Raw genomic sequence first — 14,285 nt, 5'->3', positions numbered from 1 at the left:
GAAGGCCTCTATACTCTATTGAAAATGCAGGGGGTACGAAGTTGGCAGATTCAGATTACAGCTGCGCTGGGACGGGCAGCAGATCAACCTGAAATGCTTTTTCAGCCCTGGGATCTGCTTGATTTTATGCCCCGTGTAGCAGCCCTGAAACAACGGGGTTTGACTGAGAACCTGCTGATCATGCCCGGAAATAATTTGGGCTATTTTGGGCCCGAAGAAGCCCTTTTGCGCTCTCCCCTGCCAGGTGGGCAGGATTTTTTTCAGGGCTGTCAGGCAGGAAAATTTGTACTCGGAATTGAATCCAATGGCGACGTGAAAGGCTGTCCGTCTTTGCCTTCTCTGCCCTATGTGGGAGGCAATCTGCGCAATCACTCTTTGCGTGATATTTGGGAAAAAGCAGCTGCTCTGGCCTTTCGCCGAAATCCTTCCCCCCTTTGGGGATTTTGCGCCACCTGCCCTTTTGCAGAAGTCTGCAAGGGGGGGTGTAATTTTACTGCACACGCGCTTTTAGGACGTCCTGGAAACAATCCCTATTGCCATTTCAGGGCCCGCAACCTTGCAAATAAAGGCCGAAGGGAACGTTTGCTTCGAATAGCTCCGGCTCAGGGAAACCCTTTTGATCATGGTCTGTTTGAATTGATCGAAGAGGAGTTTAATCCTTCTGAGAGGTATCACTCAGCGAGTCCTTAAATCAAACCCAATCACTGGAAATTCTTTTCAAATCTTCTGCCCGGCAGTGGCTTGAAATCCGCTCACGTCTCATGCCCTCCACGCAGGGTCAGGCCGTTTTGTGCGGCCCAAAGACGCAGATCTTTCTTTTCGAGGGCCTGCGCCATCAAATCAGGAAAGAGATCCGGCGTGCAGGCAAAACAGGGAATGCCCATTTGGGACAAGGCTTCGGCATTGCGCGCATCGAAGGCGGGGGCCCCCTCGTCATTCAAAGCCAGCAGGGCAATCATCTGAACCCCTGAGCTGACCAAGGCAGCTGTGCGTTTCAGCATTTCCTCACGGTTGCCCCCCTCATACAGATCGCTGATCAGAATCAAAACGGTTTCTTGGGGGCGTGAGACCAGGGTTTGACAGTAACTGAGTGCTTTGTGAATATCTGTGCCACCGCCTAATTGTACGCCAAAGAGCACATCTACAGGATCTTCAAGATACGAACTGAGATCGACGACTGCGGTATCAAAAACCACGAGTTGGGTTCTCACTGCTTTGAGGCTTGCAAGTACAGCCCCAAAAATCGCTGAATAGACGACGGATGTTCCCATTGAGCCGCTTTGATCAATGCAGAGCACGATATCTCGTAGCGAGCGCTGTCTGCGACCGTGTCCGATTAGTTTTTCAGGAATGACAGTGCGAAGGCTGGGCTGATAATGTTTGAGATTTGCCCGCAAGGTAGCGTCCCAATTGATCTCCGCAGATTTGGGGCGAAGCTTGCGCACGCTGCGGTTGAGACTGCCACTTACAGCCTGTTGCATGGGGTTGCGCAGTTTTTGTTCCAGTTGGCGCACCACCTGGCTGACGACTTGACGTGCAATCGCTTTGGTAGCATCCGGCATGACCTGGTTGAGACTGAGCAAATCTGCGACGAGATTGACATCCGGTTCGACCGCCTGGAGCATTTCAGGTTCCAAGAGCATGGCCTGAAGGTTCAGGCGTTTTAAAGCATCTTCTTGTAGAATACGCACCACTGAAGCGGGAAAATAGCTGCGAATATCTCCCAACCAACGGGCCACACGGGGAGCACTGGCACCGAGGCCGCCACTGCGCGTCGTTTCTTCAGCGGCTTCATAGACTTCGGCAAGGGCCAGATCGAGTCTGCGTTGCTCGGGTTTCAAGTGGCAAAGATCCTCTGCCGCTGCACCCAGAAGCAGTCGCCAGCGCTCTAATCGGATTTGATGCAGGGAACTCATACCGGAATCTCCATGCCCAGCAATTGGCGGTAGATTGGAAAAAAGGCCTCTATCTCGCTGGGCTCATACTGTTTGTTCTGAATCGGAAGGCCGCCTGTTTGACTTTTTATCTGCCGAGCAAGCTGTTCTCTTTCTGAACGCTGAAACTGGCTAAAGCTGCGTCGCAGCAGAGGTAAGAACTGAATAAATTGTGCTTCTTGAAGCGTCAAAATCCAACCATCCAAAGTCTGAAGCAGGCTGGGGTGATGCAGCAAGAGCAATCCTGAACCCTGTAGAAATCCTTCCAGCCAAAGACTGGCTTGGGCAGGATCCTTACCCAGAGAGAGGGTTTGTGAAAGACTTTCTTCAAGACGTTCAAGGCTGAAATGCCCACTCTCAAAACAAAGCTTGTGTACATACCCCCCCAGAAGTTCGGGTTGAGAACTTAGTTTTTCAAGGCTCTCTCTCCAGAGATTTTGCCAGTCTGAAGGTTCTAAACCTTGAAGGGCCCGATCGACTGCGCTGATCTGATTGATCATTTCGCGTTGGCTTTCTTCTGCTTGCCCCTGTGCAAAGGCCGGCAGACCCGCACAGATTTTGATTAAAATTCCCTCCACCAAAGGAAAGAGCAAGCCCCAATCTGTTTGACGCACATTGCCATAACGCAAGGTTTTCGCCAGTTCAGGAAAAGCTGAGAGCAGGGGGTTGAGATCTGTGCAGGCTGTGGTTTGGGCCTGAATGGCACTTAGCAGGGCAGAAAGTGCGCTAGGCAATTCTGCCAAGAGCGTATCGGCCAATCTAAGTGTGAGTTCTGGCAAGGTTTGCGCTTTACTGGCCTCTGCGATTGTGAAGGCTTCTGCAGCGACAAAGACCGTATTGCCCCACGGGGCTGCTTCAATCAGAGCAAGTTGGAATTCCGGTTGCCATTGCAAAGTCCAGTTTTCATGAAAAGTACTGCCTTTCTGCTGGACACTGTGTTTATGGCCCCAAGGCAGATTGAGTAGATTCAAGGCATATAACAGGCGACTTTTCTCCTGATCTTGGGGTTTGCGCAGATCCAATTCGAGCAGACGCTGCTCCGCTTCAGGTTTGAGACGTAGTTTTTTTTGCATCTGCAGTAAATCCTGCTCAAGGGGCAGCATGGGCGTTTCTGGAGGCACTTGACCCAAGCGCTGATCGACCACCAATTCATTGTGGATCAAGAGCAGCGGGGTCTCTCTCCCTTGGGTCATCACCGCTTGAATGGCTTCATTCAATTCTTCAAGCCCTGGCAGGGGTTTGTCTCTCAGGCTGGCCAGGGTTTCTGCCAGGCGGGTGGCTTCAATCAAATGGGCGCTTGAGACGTCCTGTCCTTTGCGACGCAAGACTTGGGCAACCTTGACCAACCAGCGAATGGTCCACTGATCGGGTTCAGACCAGAGATGATCATACCAACCCGGTGATTCAATTCCTGCGCCATAGCCCGATTGCCAACAGAGTCGGCTGTGGGTCCAAGGTATCCAGGTGGCCATCAGCTTGTGCTTGGGTAAGCCCTTGAGCAAGGCCTGGTCGGATTTTGCCGGGCCTCGCTGAAGCAGCGCAGGTACATGCCAGGCCCCACAAACCACTGCTATTCGCGTGAAACCCTCTTTTTCTGCTTTGCGAATGCTCTGACGCATCTGGGCTTCACGACGGGCTTCGAGGGGGTTTTCCTGATCTGGTATTTCGGCGCGCAAGGCTTGGATTAATTCTGCCAGGGCTTCAAAAATTTCTCCGGGTTCTTGACGTTGCTCGACCGTTTCTTCCCACCAGCTTTCCCCATCGGGATAACCTGCCGCTTGGGCGATCAGTGAAATGGGATCCATCCCCTGCGAAAATGGGGGGCCTTCCTGCCAATAGTGGGCCTGAGGCAAATCACAGAATCGGGCAGGTATTTGCTGTTCATGCGCATATTGCAGTGCCTGCCATTCTGGCGAAAAGCGCGCAAAAGGATAATAGACAGCTTGAGCGGGATGAGCTGGATCATAGAGTAAAAGGGCCACAGGAGGCACCATGCCGCGAGCCGTCAAATCTATCAGACCATCTGCTTCAGGAGGGCCTTCAATTAAAAGCAAATCGGGTTGCAGGTGAGCCAGGGCCTTTCGCAGGCTGCGTGCAGATCCTGGGCCATGGTGGCGAATCCCGAAACAATGTACGCTCATCAGCTGATTTCCCGAAGCGCTGAATAGAGGTCTTTCCAGTTTTCGCGTTCTTTCACCACCGTTTCAAGGTATTCTTTCCAGGCAATGCTGTCTTGAATAGGGTCTTTGAGGACCGCTCCGAGCAGACTGGCGGCAAGATCTTCGGCATGCAAACGGCCATTGCCGAAATAGGCGGCCATAGAAAGCCCCTGATTGAGTACAGAAATGGCTTCAGCAGTACTGAGGGTGCCAGAGGGGGATTTGAGCTGGGTTTTGCGGTCTTCGGTCAGTCCTTGGCGCAGTTCTCTGAAAATAGTGACCACTTTTCTAATTTCTTCGAGAGCAGGCTTCTCAGCAGGAATTTCAAGACTGCGTCCCAATTTTTCAACACGGGTCTGAACAATTTGCACTTCTGCCTCAAGATTTTCAGGTACAGGCAAAATCACCGTATTGAAGCGACGTCTCAAGGCACTGGAAAGCTCATTTACTCCCCGATCGCGATCGTTGGCAGTGGCGATCACATTAAAACCTTTGAGCGCCTGTACTTCGCTGTCGAGTTCAGGAATCGGCAAGGTTTTTTCTGAAAGTTGGGTGATCAGCGCATCCTGAACATCTGAAGGGATGCGGGTCAGTTCTTCGACCCGCGCAATTCTGCCTTCACGCATGGCGCGCATCAAGGGGCTGGGAACCAGGGCCTCGGCACTGGGGCCTTCTGCCAGCAGACGGGCATAGTTCCAACCATAGCGAATGGCTTCTTCTCCCGTACCTGAGGTTCCCTGTACCACCAGACCTGAATGACCACAGATTGCCGCACTGAGGTGCTCTGAAAGCCAGGTCTTTCCGGTGCCGGGAACTCCGATTAAAAGCAGAGCGCGATCCGTCACCAGGGTGGCAATCGCCACTTCAAGCAGGCGTCTGGGGCCAATATATTTGGCTTGAATTTCTGTGCCATCTGAGAGTTTTCCCCCTTGCAGATAGGTTAAAACGGAGGCGGGAGAAAGTAGCCAACCCGGGGGGCGTTTCCCTGTGTCCAGAGTCTTCAGGGCCTCGAGTTCGTGGGCGTATTCTTGTTCGGCGTGTTGTCTGAGAAGTAGGGTCATGGGTTTAGGCCTCCAGCGTTTCAATACGGAATTTGAGTAGATTGAGAAAACCGCGCAGATAGATTGCCCCTTCCCGCTCTTGAAGCGAGAGTTGGAGTGGGGAGAATTTGGGCCAGAAGGCCTGTAAACTGGGGAAATGTCCCCAGCGCAAAAGCAGGGGGGCCAGTTGACTTGTTAAATTTTCTTGCAGGGGGCCACTTTCAAGAAAAACTTGCAAAAGCGATTCCAAGATCATCTCGCTTAGGTGGGCTCCCCATTCGAAAGACCAGAGGGCTTCCTGTCTGAGCCGTTTGCGCAAAGTTCCTTGCAAATCTTTGAATGCCAACTCGAGCCAGAACTCACGACGCGCAATTGGCAAACTACTGAGCAATTCGGCAAGCGGGGCTGTTTCTAAGAAGGTCTCTGCCCTTTCGATTGGAAAAAGCAGCGCTTCTATCGCCGCCTGATCCTGGCTGGCCAGCAGGCCTTTCCAAAAGGCAGGCAGGGTGAGATCCTGCCAGGCAGCTTGAGCAAACAGAGAGTAGACTTCATGCAGTTCTATCTGCCAGTTTTGGCTCCAGGTCTGTGGGGGACAGACAGAGAGCAAATCTGCTAAAATTTGGGCGCGGGCATGGGGAGTTACTTTTTCGGGTAGTATTAAGCCATCACGTTCCCAGTCCTGTCTCAAATCTTCTGCCCGAGGAAGTTGGATGCTGATTTCATCAGCTTTTTTCAAGCTGATAAAGGCTTTTGCGCGTTCTGTCATGCGGTGGCGATAGGCAGAGCCCTTGCATTGGGCTAAACGCTTTTGTGCGCTGCGACGAACTTCCAGGCTGCGATCATCGAGGGCTGTTTCCAGCCAGCTTTCTAATGCCTGATTTGGGAAGAGATGAAGTGCCTCGAGCTGTGCTGCGCGATCGCTGCTTTTTTCTGTTGGCCAGGACTTTTTCAGCAGCGCAAAGCGCTCTTTACAAAGAGGCGCTTCATGAAACTTCAGAACTTCGATGCGCTGTCTTGAACTGGCTTCAGGCCAAATTTCTGTGGCTGCCAGAGCAGGATTCCAGACATATTTCCAGGCCGGATTTTGAGCGGCCAGCCAAAATCCTTTGGAGCTGATTACCGAATAAATTTGCTGACGCAGGTCTGGGTTTTGCATGCCCAGGTTGAGAACTTCAATCAATGTTTTAGTTGGTAAACGCAGACCTGAAACCGAGATTTGTTTCAGCCAAAGGGGAAGCAGGGGGCGCAACCAGGGATCATTGTGAATTCTTGAAAATGCTTCAATTTGTTTTTTTGTGCAGAGCGGGCGTGGATCCTCAGGCGCAATTTCTAAAGCAGGCAAACCCGTTTCAATCTGAATTTGGTTGCGTGTGGCCAGTCCGGCCAAGCTCATCCCTAGCAGCAGTTTTTCTTCATTCTTGCCCTGAAACGTTTCGAGAAATTCGCCGAGCTTCCCATGTGGCACTTCCAGGGGCTCAGTCTTTGTTGTTCCCAGCAAGGCCTGTTTGAGGCCTTTTTCCCAAACACTCATGAGGTGCGTGTCCTTTCAAAGGGAAAACTCGCGCTTTCATCGGGTGTTGAGTACATCAGGGGACGAAGCTCCTGACCTTCCCACTCTACGCAGCAGGGAAAAAACGCTCCTCCCCCCAGGGCCAAGGCCTCCCAGCCTCCGCGAAAGGCCTTTGCTAGAGGCAGAAAATGTCCCTGTGAATCTTCCAAGAGCCAGTCCTCGCCGTCGGGACGCAGGCGTGCTGAAGCCAGCCAACCAGCGCCAAGGGGTTTCCAGGGCTGTGCTTGAAATTGTAATTGGCGGGCGATTTGGAGTTCTTTTAAACTCTGAAAATTTACTTTGGGCAGTGCAGACTGCATTTTGACTTCTGCTCCAGCTTTAACTAAAAGGCGATGGGGGGGGAGGCCTGGAAAGGGCACTGTTTCTCCTATCAAAGTCTGAGTAGGGAAATAGGCTGTTTTAAAGGGTTGGGTGCCATGCGCAAAATCCAGCAGATAGCCTGACTGGCCGGTGTTTTCGCCGAAAAGCCAAAGTCGACGCGCTTTCATGGCCCCCTCTTGAAAATAACTGACTCCCCCCACCTGCCAATGATCGTGTCTTCCAGGCAGGCTTTGTAATTCTTCCTGGTTCTGCATCCACCCGATTTGGGTTTCCAGTTCAGCCTGCAATGCAGGGGGCAGGTTTTCTTGACGCATTCCCCGAATCAGAAGAAAAAGCAAGCCCATTTCAGTGAGTAAATTCTCGCCCCAATCCGGTGAGCTGGCAGGAAACTCTGCCAGTTTGGCGACACGGCGCGCCAGCCCTGGCATTTGTGCATCCACCAGCCGAGCTGCGATTTGATCAAAATAACGATAGGGTTCATGGCGCAGACTGGCCAAGCCCCTTCGCAATTGATCCAGAAGCCAGGTTTCGAGAAAGTTCAAGCCTTCTTCTGCACGTTGTCTGCGTTGAAGGGCTGTTTTCTCGCGCTTTTGCAAAGATTTTTCGCTGGGTGGCTCGTCTTTTTTTCGGGCCTGGGCTTCATTGCGACTGCTTCTCTGGTTGAGCCAGTCCTGCATCCAGTCGGGCACGTCCTGTTCAGTGATTACAGAGGGTGTTTGCAGTGCCAAGAGGATCAATGCCAGACTGTGTTTGCAGGGAAATTTGCGGCTGGGGCATGAACATTTATACGCAGGCCCCCCCATATCTACCATTACGCGGTAAGGCTTTGAGCCACTGCCCTGACATTCTCCCCACAATTGGTCTTCATTTTGGCCCAACAAAGGCCAACGCATGGGTTGCGTCAGTTTTTTTCCTGCAGATACTGAAGCCGCGTCTGGTGCCAAGGCCAGAACCCTGTCTTCATTCCAGTCAATAAGCGTCATCTACTCTTTTCTCACAAAATTGAGATTTTACAGGCTCTATTTTAGAGGTTTTCGTTCGATTTGTCATTTGCTTGAGCCGAGCTTATTATTTGTGAGCTTGGTTTGAGCGTGATCCAAGCGGGCATTGGCAGGCCCTGCCTTCTATACGGCACCGCTTGAGAAAGTGAGTATAATCGCATCAAATTCCTTTTTTGCCGTAGTTTACTGAGATCTTCAGGTAATTTGAGCTTCTATTCGAAAATGGGGAGGCCGACTTTTGGCCTGAGCGCGCCTGTTTCTAAATGCTAAAATCTTGGATTGGGGCTAATATTTATCAAAAATATTTTTGATATCCAAGAGGGTGTCCAAACCCAGAAAGCCCATATCCAGAATTTGGTCAAAGTTTTGTAAGCTTTTATCGAGAATGGCTTTGCTCAGGGCTTCTGCAAAGGCAATCACCATGCCGGAGGCATCAATCCGGGAAATTTCCATAAAATCGTCCTTGCGTACGCTGAACTGAAAGGCCAGGGGAATGGTTTTGACCTGGCGGTTGATTAAAATACCCATGGCATCGGCCAATGCTTTGGTGGGGGCAGGCAAAAATTTGGGTTGTTTAAAATTGACAAGATCGTGGACCCAAACCTGAACATTCATACCGATTTCATCCTGATCAGGGAGCCATTCGTTGGTCACCAGCAGATCCATGCTGCTGTCCTGCAATAAATCCAATTTGCCATCTACAAAAGGTGTCAGTTTCTTGATCGGCAAGCCACGCAGGGCCCAATGTGAAATGCGTTTATCACCCGCTTCGGAATATTTCAGGGTGATTGGGGTGCCATCCAATTGACCCGCAAGACGTGAATTAAATATGGCATTGAAAAGCAGCCATTTGCTGTGCAGGGAATCGCAATGGTAATCATCAAGCGCAAGTTTGAAGGCCAGGGGTTTGTTGGGATCCGATTCTTTAAAGATCACTTCACTCTGTTTGAGGGTGAGCTGATGAATCAAAAAAGGGGGCAGTGAACGGGGGAGGAGGTCCTGATTCGAAACATGGGTATATTCTATTCGGGCCCCTTCCAAAAGGAGATTGGACACGACCACTTGGTTGAAAGAAAAATCTAAGATTGAAAATTCAAGCGTGCATTTTTGTGCTGCGATGTGTAGAATATTTGAAATCTTGAGATCGACTTCTTCCAGGCAGACGCGGTAATTGAAGAATTCACCTTTGATTTTTTCAAAACGAATCCAAACCCCTGTGCTTGAACCCAGCCAAGACAAAAAAGCCCTGAGGACAGGGGTCATCACCATCGTATAGAGATCTGGAAGCATGTTTAATCCATCGTTTTCAATCTGAAGCGTAAGTCATTATACAGTGCTTTGCGCTGCAAAATTTCCTGGCCTTAAACGCTGTCGAGTTTTTCCTGAAGCGCGGTTAACAATTCAAGCAGATTTTGATAGGTCAACTCCAAGGGGGCAATTTCCCAGCCCTTTTGGCTGAAATGATCCAATTGGTCGGCAAAACCATCGCATTGATCCAACCAGATTTCCAGATGTTGATCATTTGTTTTTTCTAAATCCATTTCAATATGCTGAATACTTTGTCGCATCATGTCTTCCAAGCTGATAAACTGCTCGGATTGTTCGCAGACTTGTGCGATCAGACGCACTCTGCTCTCAAGCGGTTGAATGCGACGGCGCAACTCAGTACAGTCGATTTCCTGATCCAGAACTTCAATTTGAGATTGAAGCAGAACCAGGTTTTCTGAAAGGGCGTTGCCCGATCGGTGAAGTTGGGCCAGCAGGCTTCGGTCGCAGGTGGGCCCCATCGGGAGCGGAAATTCCATGGCAGAACGCATTTCTGTTTTGACCTGATCCAATACTTCTTCGTAGAGGGCATCAAAATCCTGCTCCCCCAGATTCTGAATTTGAAATCCCGGCTGGTTTTTACGCACCAGGGGGGCCTGAAAATTCGTTTGAAGTGCCTGTTTGAGTTTAGCGATTTGGGGATGTTCTTTTTGCAGATGTTCTGCGACTTTTAAATATTTCAGTGAGAGATGGGGCAGGCGCAAGGAGAGGTAGATATAGGCGAGCAGGAGATAGGGGTCTGGAAAACTACGCGAGAGACGAATACAGCCAATCAACATCAGCATCACTTCACGCAGAATCTGTTTTTCAAGACTGCGGTTGTATTCCTGCAAGAGGGCGCGGGCTTGTTCGAATTGATTGCGTGCTGCCGTTTGACGTTGGTCATCCCGTTGAACCAAACGGTTTTGAGCGGCTTTAAGATCTTGAAGGTTGTTTAGCATCATTTTCGGGGGTTGGTTGTTCGCAACTGAGCTCTCTGTTATGATTTCGACAGGAATTTATTTCCAGGCTACTGTTTGTTTAACAGGACTCCTGGGCTTTGTCAATCTCGATTTGCGCTGCCATGATCAGAAAGGTGTCTATGACTGGATCGATCAATTTTCGTAATCTCTCTCAAGCGGCTCCCGTTCGCCCCAGCGCTCCCCTACAACGCACAGCGGCCCCAAGTAAACCCGAAACTTCAGCTCCTGCTGAGCGCAAGTTTTCGCCCACTGAACTGGCGAAGCCAGGGGGTGGGGTGCATATGGCTGAAGATGAAATGCAGGCCCATATCGAGCAGGCCCTTTCTGACTCTCCGGTTTTGAATGATCAGGAGGCCCCCTTGATAGACCCTGAGCATTTGGATGCAGCGCCTGAAGAGGTAGCAGAAAGCACTGAAGTCAAAGCTACCGAAGAGAGTGAAGCGAGCAATGAGAGCGAGGAACTTGAAGAAACTGAGGAGGGTGCTGAAGCCGAAGAAGAGGCTGAACTTGAGGCCCCCGAAATGGATGCTCCTGAGGAAGCTGAAGACTATCTGGATCAAGAGTCAGAGTCGGAAAATGAAGCCGGTGAGCCTTCAGAGAACCTTGCAGATTATCTCAAGGAAGAATTATACAAGTTTCAAAAGGATCGTTTACTGCCTGACAAACGTTTGGCCCATCTGATTGTACAAGCGGGGCGTTCGCGCAAGGTGGAGGTGGCTGTTGCGATTGAAACACAAATCGGCGGGCTGGCCGCTGTCTTAGCGGGCATGCGGGGTGATTTTATTTTTTTAAGCGGAACAAATGCAGGCAGCGTTATCGACCATATCGGCGTAGCACGCAATCAGCCCTTTATCTTTCAGGCTTTTCGGCAAGCCCTGCTCAATCACCTGAGTTTGCCCCAGATCGATTGTGTACTTTTGGATCTTGAGTTTGTGCCCCTGGCACAAAGGCCAGCCGTTCTGGCTGTGCTCAAAGAAAAGCCTGCCTCGAAAAAAATACTTGTTTTTCAAGGGCCAGGAAAATTGCTGTGGAAGTAAAATCTAATGATAATTCTCGAAAGGTTTGGCTGGATTCACAATTTGGTAGAATAGAGTCTTGCCGGTATGATGCAGATCGTCAACAGTATACCCAGAAAGTGTAAAATTCATGTCGTTTTTGATCCTTGGTGCGCAAGGCTATTTGGGCAAGGCACTGCTTTCCCATTTTCAGTCTCAGGGCGAAAGCGTGATGGGCACTCAACACCAGCAGCCCGATCAGCCTGGGTATTTAAATCTCTTAAATCCTGATGGGCTCGATGCCTTGCCGCTTGAATCCTATCGCTTTGGATTGATTTGTGCGGCCTATCCTGTCATTTCAAAGTGTGAAGTGCAGCCTGAAATCTCCCATCAGATCAATTTTCAAGGGCCTTTAGCCTTGTCTGAACGCTTGATCAAGGCGGGGGTGATTCCCGTTCTCTTCAGTTCAGATTATGTCTTTAATGGTCAAAACGCGCCCTTTTCAGAGACGTCTCCCCTCTCTCCCCTGAATGTCTACGGGCGCGATAAGGCTGAACTGGAGAATGTGATGGAGCGCCGGTATCCTGGGCAATATCTGATGCTTCGGCTGACCAAAGTTTTTGATTTAGACCCCAGTTCCCATACGCTTTTGACTGAAATGGTCACGGCTTTGCGGCAGGGAAAAACGTTGCGCCTGGCCCAGGATCAGTTTTTTAATCCGATTCTGCGGGAAGATTTTATTTCTGCCCTCACCCTGCTTTTGGCGAAGCAGCAGCGGGGACTCTGGAATATCGGGGGAGGAGAGACAATCAGTCGCTATGCGCTGGGCAAGACGATTGCGCAGGTCTTTGAATTTTCAGAAACGCTGATTGAAGCCATTCACTTAAGCGATTTAGCCGAGAAATTTCATCGCCCTCTGAATACCAGTTTAGCGACCCATAAACTACAGAAATTTTTGCCCGAATGGCAGCCTCTCAGTTTGATTGAAGCTGTTCAGCGATTGAGGAAAAGCGTTAAATGTTAAATAGATCCTGCCCTGTTTGTGTCCATACAGACCTCGAAATTTTTGACTTGCCTTTTCAGTCTTTGGTGCGTTCAGACTGTCGACCGCTTCAGGCCGAGAAAAATCTATTGCAATGTGGGGCCTGTGGTTTGGTTTGGTCTGAGCTGAGCATACCCGATGATTTTTATCAGGACTATGATCTGGATGAAGAACTCTCAGGCCAGGAACAACCTTTGTTCTCTCCAGATTTTGAAGGCCCACAACCCCGTTCCCGACTGCTTTTGCATTATCTTAAACAGTCAGGGCTTCTTCCTGATTCAGGCAAAAGTTTGGATATTGGCTGCAACCATGGATTTTTCAGTGCGGAACTTCAAGCCCTCAGGCCTCACTGGCAAGTGTTTGGCTTTGAGCCTTTGAATCGCCCCTCTGCTCTGCGAGAGCGGCATATTCCCGCTGAGCAGTTTTTTCATGGTTCCTTGGCTTCAATTCCTGAACACTATGATCTGATCAGCTTAATTCATGTGCTTGAACATCTGGTCGCTCCTGAGCCTGTACTTGAAGCACTGAAGCCGCTCATGACTTCTGAAAGTCTCTTGTTGATACAGGTTCCAGATTATACCCATACCCTTTTTGATCTGGTGATCTACGATCATCTCTTTCACTATACGGCCCACAGTTTAAAACTTTTGCTTGAAAAACTGGGCTTTGAAGTACTTCATTTAGAACATTTTTTACCCAAAGAGATTACCCTGCTCTGTCGTAAATCAGAGAAAACCCGCGCTTCTGAACTCATCCGTGAACCTGTTTTGCGACTTGAGTCCTGTATTCAAGAGTTGAGGGCCTTGCATCAGCGTGTTCTAAATTTTGAAGATCTTGCTGCGCAAGCGAATTCTCATTTTTCTCTGATGGGAACAGCCATTGCTGCCTGTTGCGTTTCGGGGCTGCTCAGACACCCCCCCGAATTTTATCTTGAAGAATCGCTTGAAAAAAAGGAAGGCCAATTCTTGGGGCGCCCTGTTTATAATCTGCCGATGCTACAGGCCAAAGAATATATGAATGGCTATTTATTTTTACCTTTCCCCCAAAATCAAGCAGTTCGCTTGACGTCACGCTTGCAAAAATCCTTGCCCGGTTGGAAAATAGAGTTTTAAGCGAAAATTTTACCTTTTATTTGGGGTGGAAAACGCATTCAGAACCTGAACTCCCCGCAAGTCTAACCGGATTGAAAGGGGCTATTTAATGCTTTCAAGTCTTTGCAAGTAATTGTGAAGTGGATAGCCCAGTTTGCGAGACCATTCACGTGCCGATGCACGTAAGTGGGGGGATTGAAAATCCAGACCCGACTGTGCAGCGAAAACAACCCCATTGCCCTCGCGGGTAGAACACCAGCTGACACTTTGAAAAATGGCCTGGCTGTGCTCCCGAAGCGATTCCCGCAATTGTGCATCGCCCCAAAAATTCAGTACCAGCACTCCCCCCTGTTTGAGACGGGCATTGCAGGCTTCCAGATAGGCTCTTTCCTGTTGAACTTCTGCGACTCCCTGGGCGAGGTAAAGGTCACTGAAGATCAGATCATAGCGGTTCGTATCCTCTTCGAGAAAATCTTCAGCTGCAGCACAGTGAATTTGCAATCGTTTGCTCTGGGGCAGGTAAAAAAAATTCTGGGCACTGTCGATGACGATCTGTCGCAGCTCTACGGCTGTAATTTTTATCCCCTTCAAATGCTTTTGCAGGGCCCTGATCAGGCTGCCAGAACCCAAGCCCAGGCAGAGAATTTTTCGGGGTTCGTCAAAGAGCAGCCCCAAAAGCATGGCTTGGGTATACTCAAAAACCAAATAGGCGGGATCCGCTTTTAAACAGACACTTTGTTCATCTTCAGCTCCAAACGAGAGCATGCGCTTTTCACCATCATCAAAGACACGAATTTCGCCAAGCGCGTCGCGGCTGAAAAAAAGCAGATCACCTTGGGGCATG

12 protein-coding genes are annotated in these 14,285 nt (G+C 50.0%); 4 read left to right on the top strand and 8 right to left on the bottom strand.

Translation table 11 applies throughout. From position 1 onward, the window contains the following. On the top strand, positions 1–690 hold a 690-nt coding region (locus COW20_03930; GenBank protein ID PIW50096.1), incomplete at its 5' end, for a heme biosynthesis protein. A 62-nt stretch (positions 691–752) separates the two neighbouring features. Here the strand turns inward: COW20_03930 and COW20_03925 are convergent. The 7 genes from COW20_03925 to COW20_03895 all read right to left on the bottom strand — a co-directional run bounded on the left by COW20_03925 (position 753) and on the right by COW20_03895 (position 10,295). Further along, the gene (locus tag COW20_03925; GenBank protein ID PIW50095.1) at positions 753–1,916 is read right to left on the bottom strand and encodes a hypothetical protein; all 1,164 of its coding nucleotides are present in this window, start codon (positions 1,914–1,916) and stop codon (positions 753–755) included. Next, positions 1,913–4,075, bottom strand: a complete 2,163-nt coding sequence (locus COW20_03920; GenBank protein PIW50094.1) for a hypothetical protein — start codon at positions 4,073–4,075, stop codon at positions 1,913–1,915. Before COW20_03920 ends, COW20_03925 begins: the two co-directional genes overlap by 4 nt. Then, a complete protein-coding gene (locus COW20_03915) occupies positions 4,075–5,154 on the bottom strand; it encodes an ATPase (GenBank protein ID PIW50093.1) in 1,080 nt (359 codons plus the stop codon). Before COW20_03915 ends, COW20_03920 begins: the two co-directional genes overlap by 1 nt. Before the next feature lie 4 nt (positions 5,155–5,158). Beyond that, positions 5,159–6,664, bottom strand: coding sequence for a hypothetical protein (locus tag COW20_03910; protein PIW50092.1), 1,506 nt, complete (start codon positions 6,662–6,664; stop codon positions 5,159–5,161). After that, positions 6,661–8,007 carry a hypothetical protein gene (locus COW20_03905; GenBank protein PIW50091.1) on the bottom strand — a complete coding sequence of 449 codons (1,347 nt, stop codon included), beginning with the start codon at positions 8,005–8,007 and terminating at the stop codon, positions 6,661–6,663. The genes COW20_03910 and COW20_03905 overlap by 4 nt, the downstream gene beginning before the upstream one ends. Before the next feature lie 303 nt (positions 8,008–8,310). Next, positions 8,311–9,315 carry a hypothetical protein gene (locus tag COW20_03900; GenBank protein ID PIW50090.1) on the bottom strand — a complete coding sequence of 335 codons (1,005 nt, stop codon included), beginning with the start codon at positions 9,313–9,315 and terminating at the stop codon, positions 8,311–8,313. A gap of 71 nt (positions 9,316–9,386) precedes the next feature. Further along, positions 9,387–10,295, bottom strand: a complete 909-nt coding sequence (locus tag COW20_03895; protein PIW50089.1) for a hypothetical protein — start codon at positions 10,293–10,295, stop codon at positions 9,387–9,389. Between the two features lie 137 nt (positions 10,296–10,432). Between COW20_03895 and COW20_03890 the strand changes: the two genes are divergently transcribed. The 3 genes from COW20_03890 to COW20_03880 all read left to right on the top strand — a co-directional run bounded on the left by COW20_03890 (position 10,433) and on the right by COW20_03880 (position 13,462). After that, complete coding sequence (locus tag COW20_03890) at positions 10,433–11,350, top strand: hypothetical protein (protein ID PIW50088.1); 918 nt, start codon at positions 10,433–10,435, stop codon at positions 11,348–11,350. Between the two features lie 109 nt (positions 11,351–11,459). Further along, on the top strand, positions 11,460–12,332 hold the full coding sequence (locus COW20_03885; GenBank protein ID PIW50087.1) for a hypothetical protein: 873 nt from the start codon (positions 11,460–11,462) through the stop codon (positions 12,330–12,332). After that, positions 12,326–13,462: a hypothetical protein gene (locus tag COW20_03880; protein PIW50086.1), complete on the top strand. Its 1,137-nt coding sequence runs from the start codon at positions 12,326–12,328 to the stop codon at positions 13,460–13,462. Before COW20_03885 ends, COW20_03880 begins: the two co-directional genes overlap by 7 nt. Before the next feature lie 81 nt (positions 13,463–13,543). On the opposite strand, the gene COW20_03875 is transcribed toward COW20_03880, so the two are convergent. Then, entirely contained in the window at positions 13,544–14,284 is a 741-nt protein-coding gene (locus tag COW20_03875; GenBank protein PIW50085.1) for a hypothetical protein, read from the bottom strand. Position 14,285: the final 1 nt, after the last annotated feature.

The organism is bacterium (Candidatus Blackallbacteria) CG13_big_fil_rev_8_21_14_2_50_49_14, assembly GCA_002783405.1.
Taxonomy (GTDB): domain Bacteria; phylum Cyanobacteriota; class Sericytochromatia; order UBA7694; family UBA7694.
This window is presented reverse-complemented; position numbering and strand designations above follow the sequence as displayed.

What these genes read in the sequence shown, in the direction of transcription:
- COW20_03895 (PIW50089.1), bottom strand. Translation starts at nt 10,295, where the DNA reads ATGATGCTAAACAACCTTCAAGATCTTAAAGCCGCTCAAAACCGTTTG.
- COW20_03880 (PIW50086.1), top strand. Translation starts at nt 12,326, where the DNA reads ATGTTAAATAGATCCTGCCCTGTTTGTGTCCATACAGACCTCGAAATT.
- COW20_03890 (PIW50088.1), top strand. Translation starts at nt 10,433, where the DNA reads ATGACTGGATCGATCAATTTTCGTAATCTCTCTCAAGCGGCTCCCGTT.
- COW20_03875 (PIW50085.1), bottom strand. Translation starts at nt 14,284, where the DNA reads ATGCCCCAAGGTGATCTGCTTTTTTTCAGCCGCGACGCGCTTGGCGAA.
- COW20_03910 (PIW50092.1), bottom strand. Translation starts at nt 6,664, where the DNA reads ATGAGTGTTTGGGAAAAAGGCCTCAAACAGGCCTTGCTGGGAACAACA.
- COW20_03915 (PIW50093.1), bottom strand. Translation starts at nt 5,154, where the DNA reads ATGACCCTACTTCTCAGACAACACGCCGAACAAGAATACGCCCACGAA.
- COW20_03925 (PIW50095.1), bottom strand. Translation starts at nt 1,916, where the DNA reads ATGAGTTCCCTGCATCAAATCCGATTAGAGCGCTGGCGACTGCTTCTG.
- COW20_03905 (PIW50091.1), bottom strand. Translation starts at nt 8,007, where the DNA reads ATGACGCTTATTGACTGGAATGAAGACAGGGTTCTGGCCTTGGCACCA.
- COW20_03885 (PIW50087.1), top strand. Translation starts at nt 11,460, where the DNA reads ATGTCGTTTTTGATCCTTGGTGCGCAAGGCTATTTGGGCAAGGCACTG.
- COW20_03920 (PIW50094.1), bottom strand. Translation starts at nt 4,075, where the DNA reads ATGAGCGTACATTGTTTCGGGATTCGCCACCATGGCCCAGGATCTGCA.
- COW20_03900 (PIW50090.1), bottom strand. Translation starts at nt 9,315, where the DNA reads ATGCTTCCAGATCTCTATACGATGGTGATGACCCCTGTCCTCAGGGCT.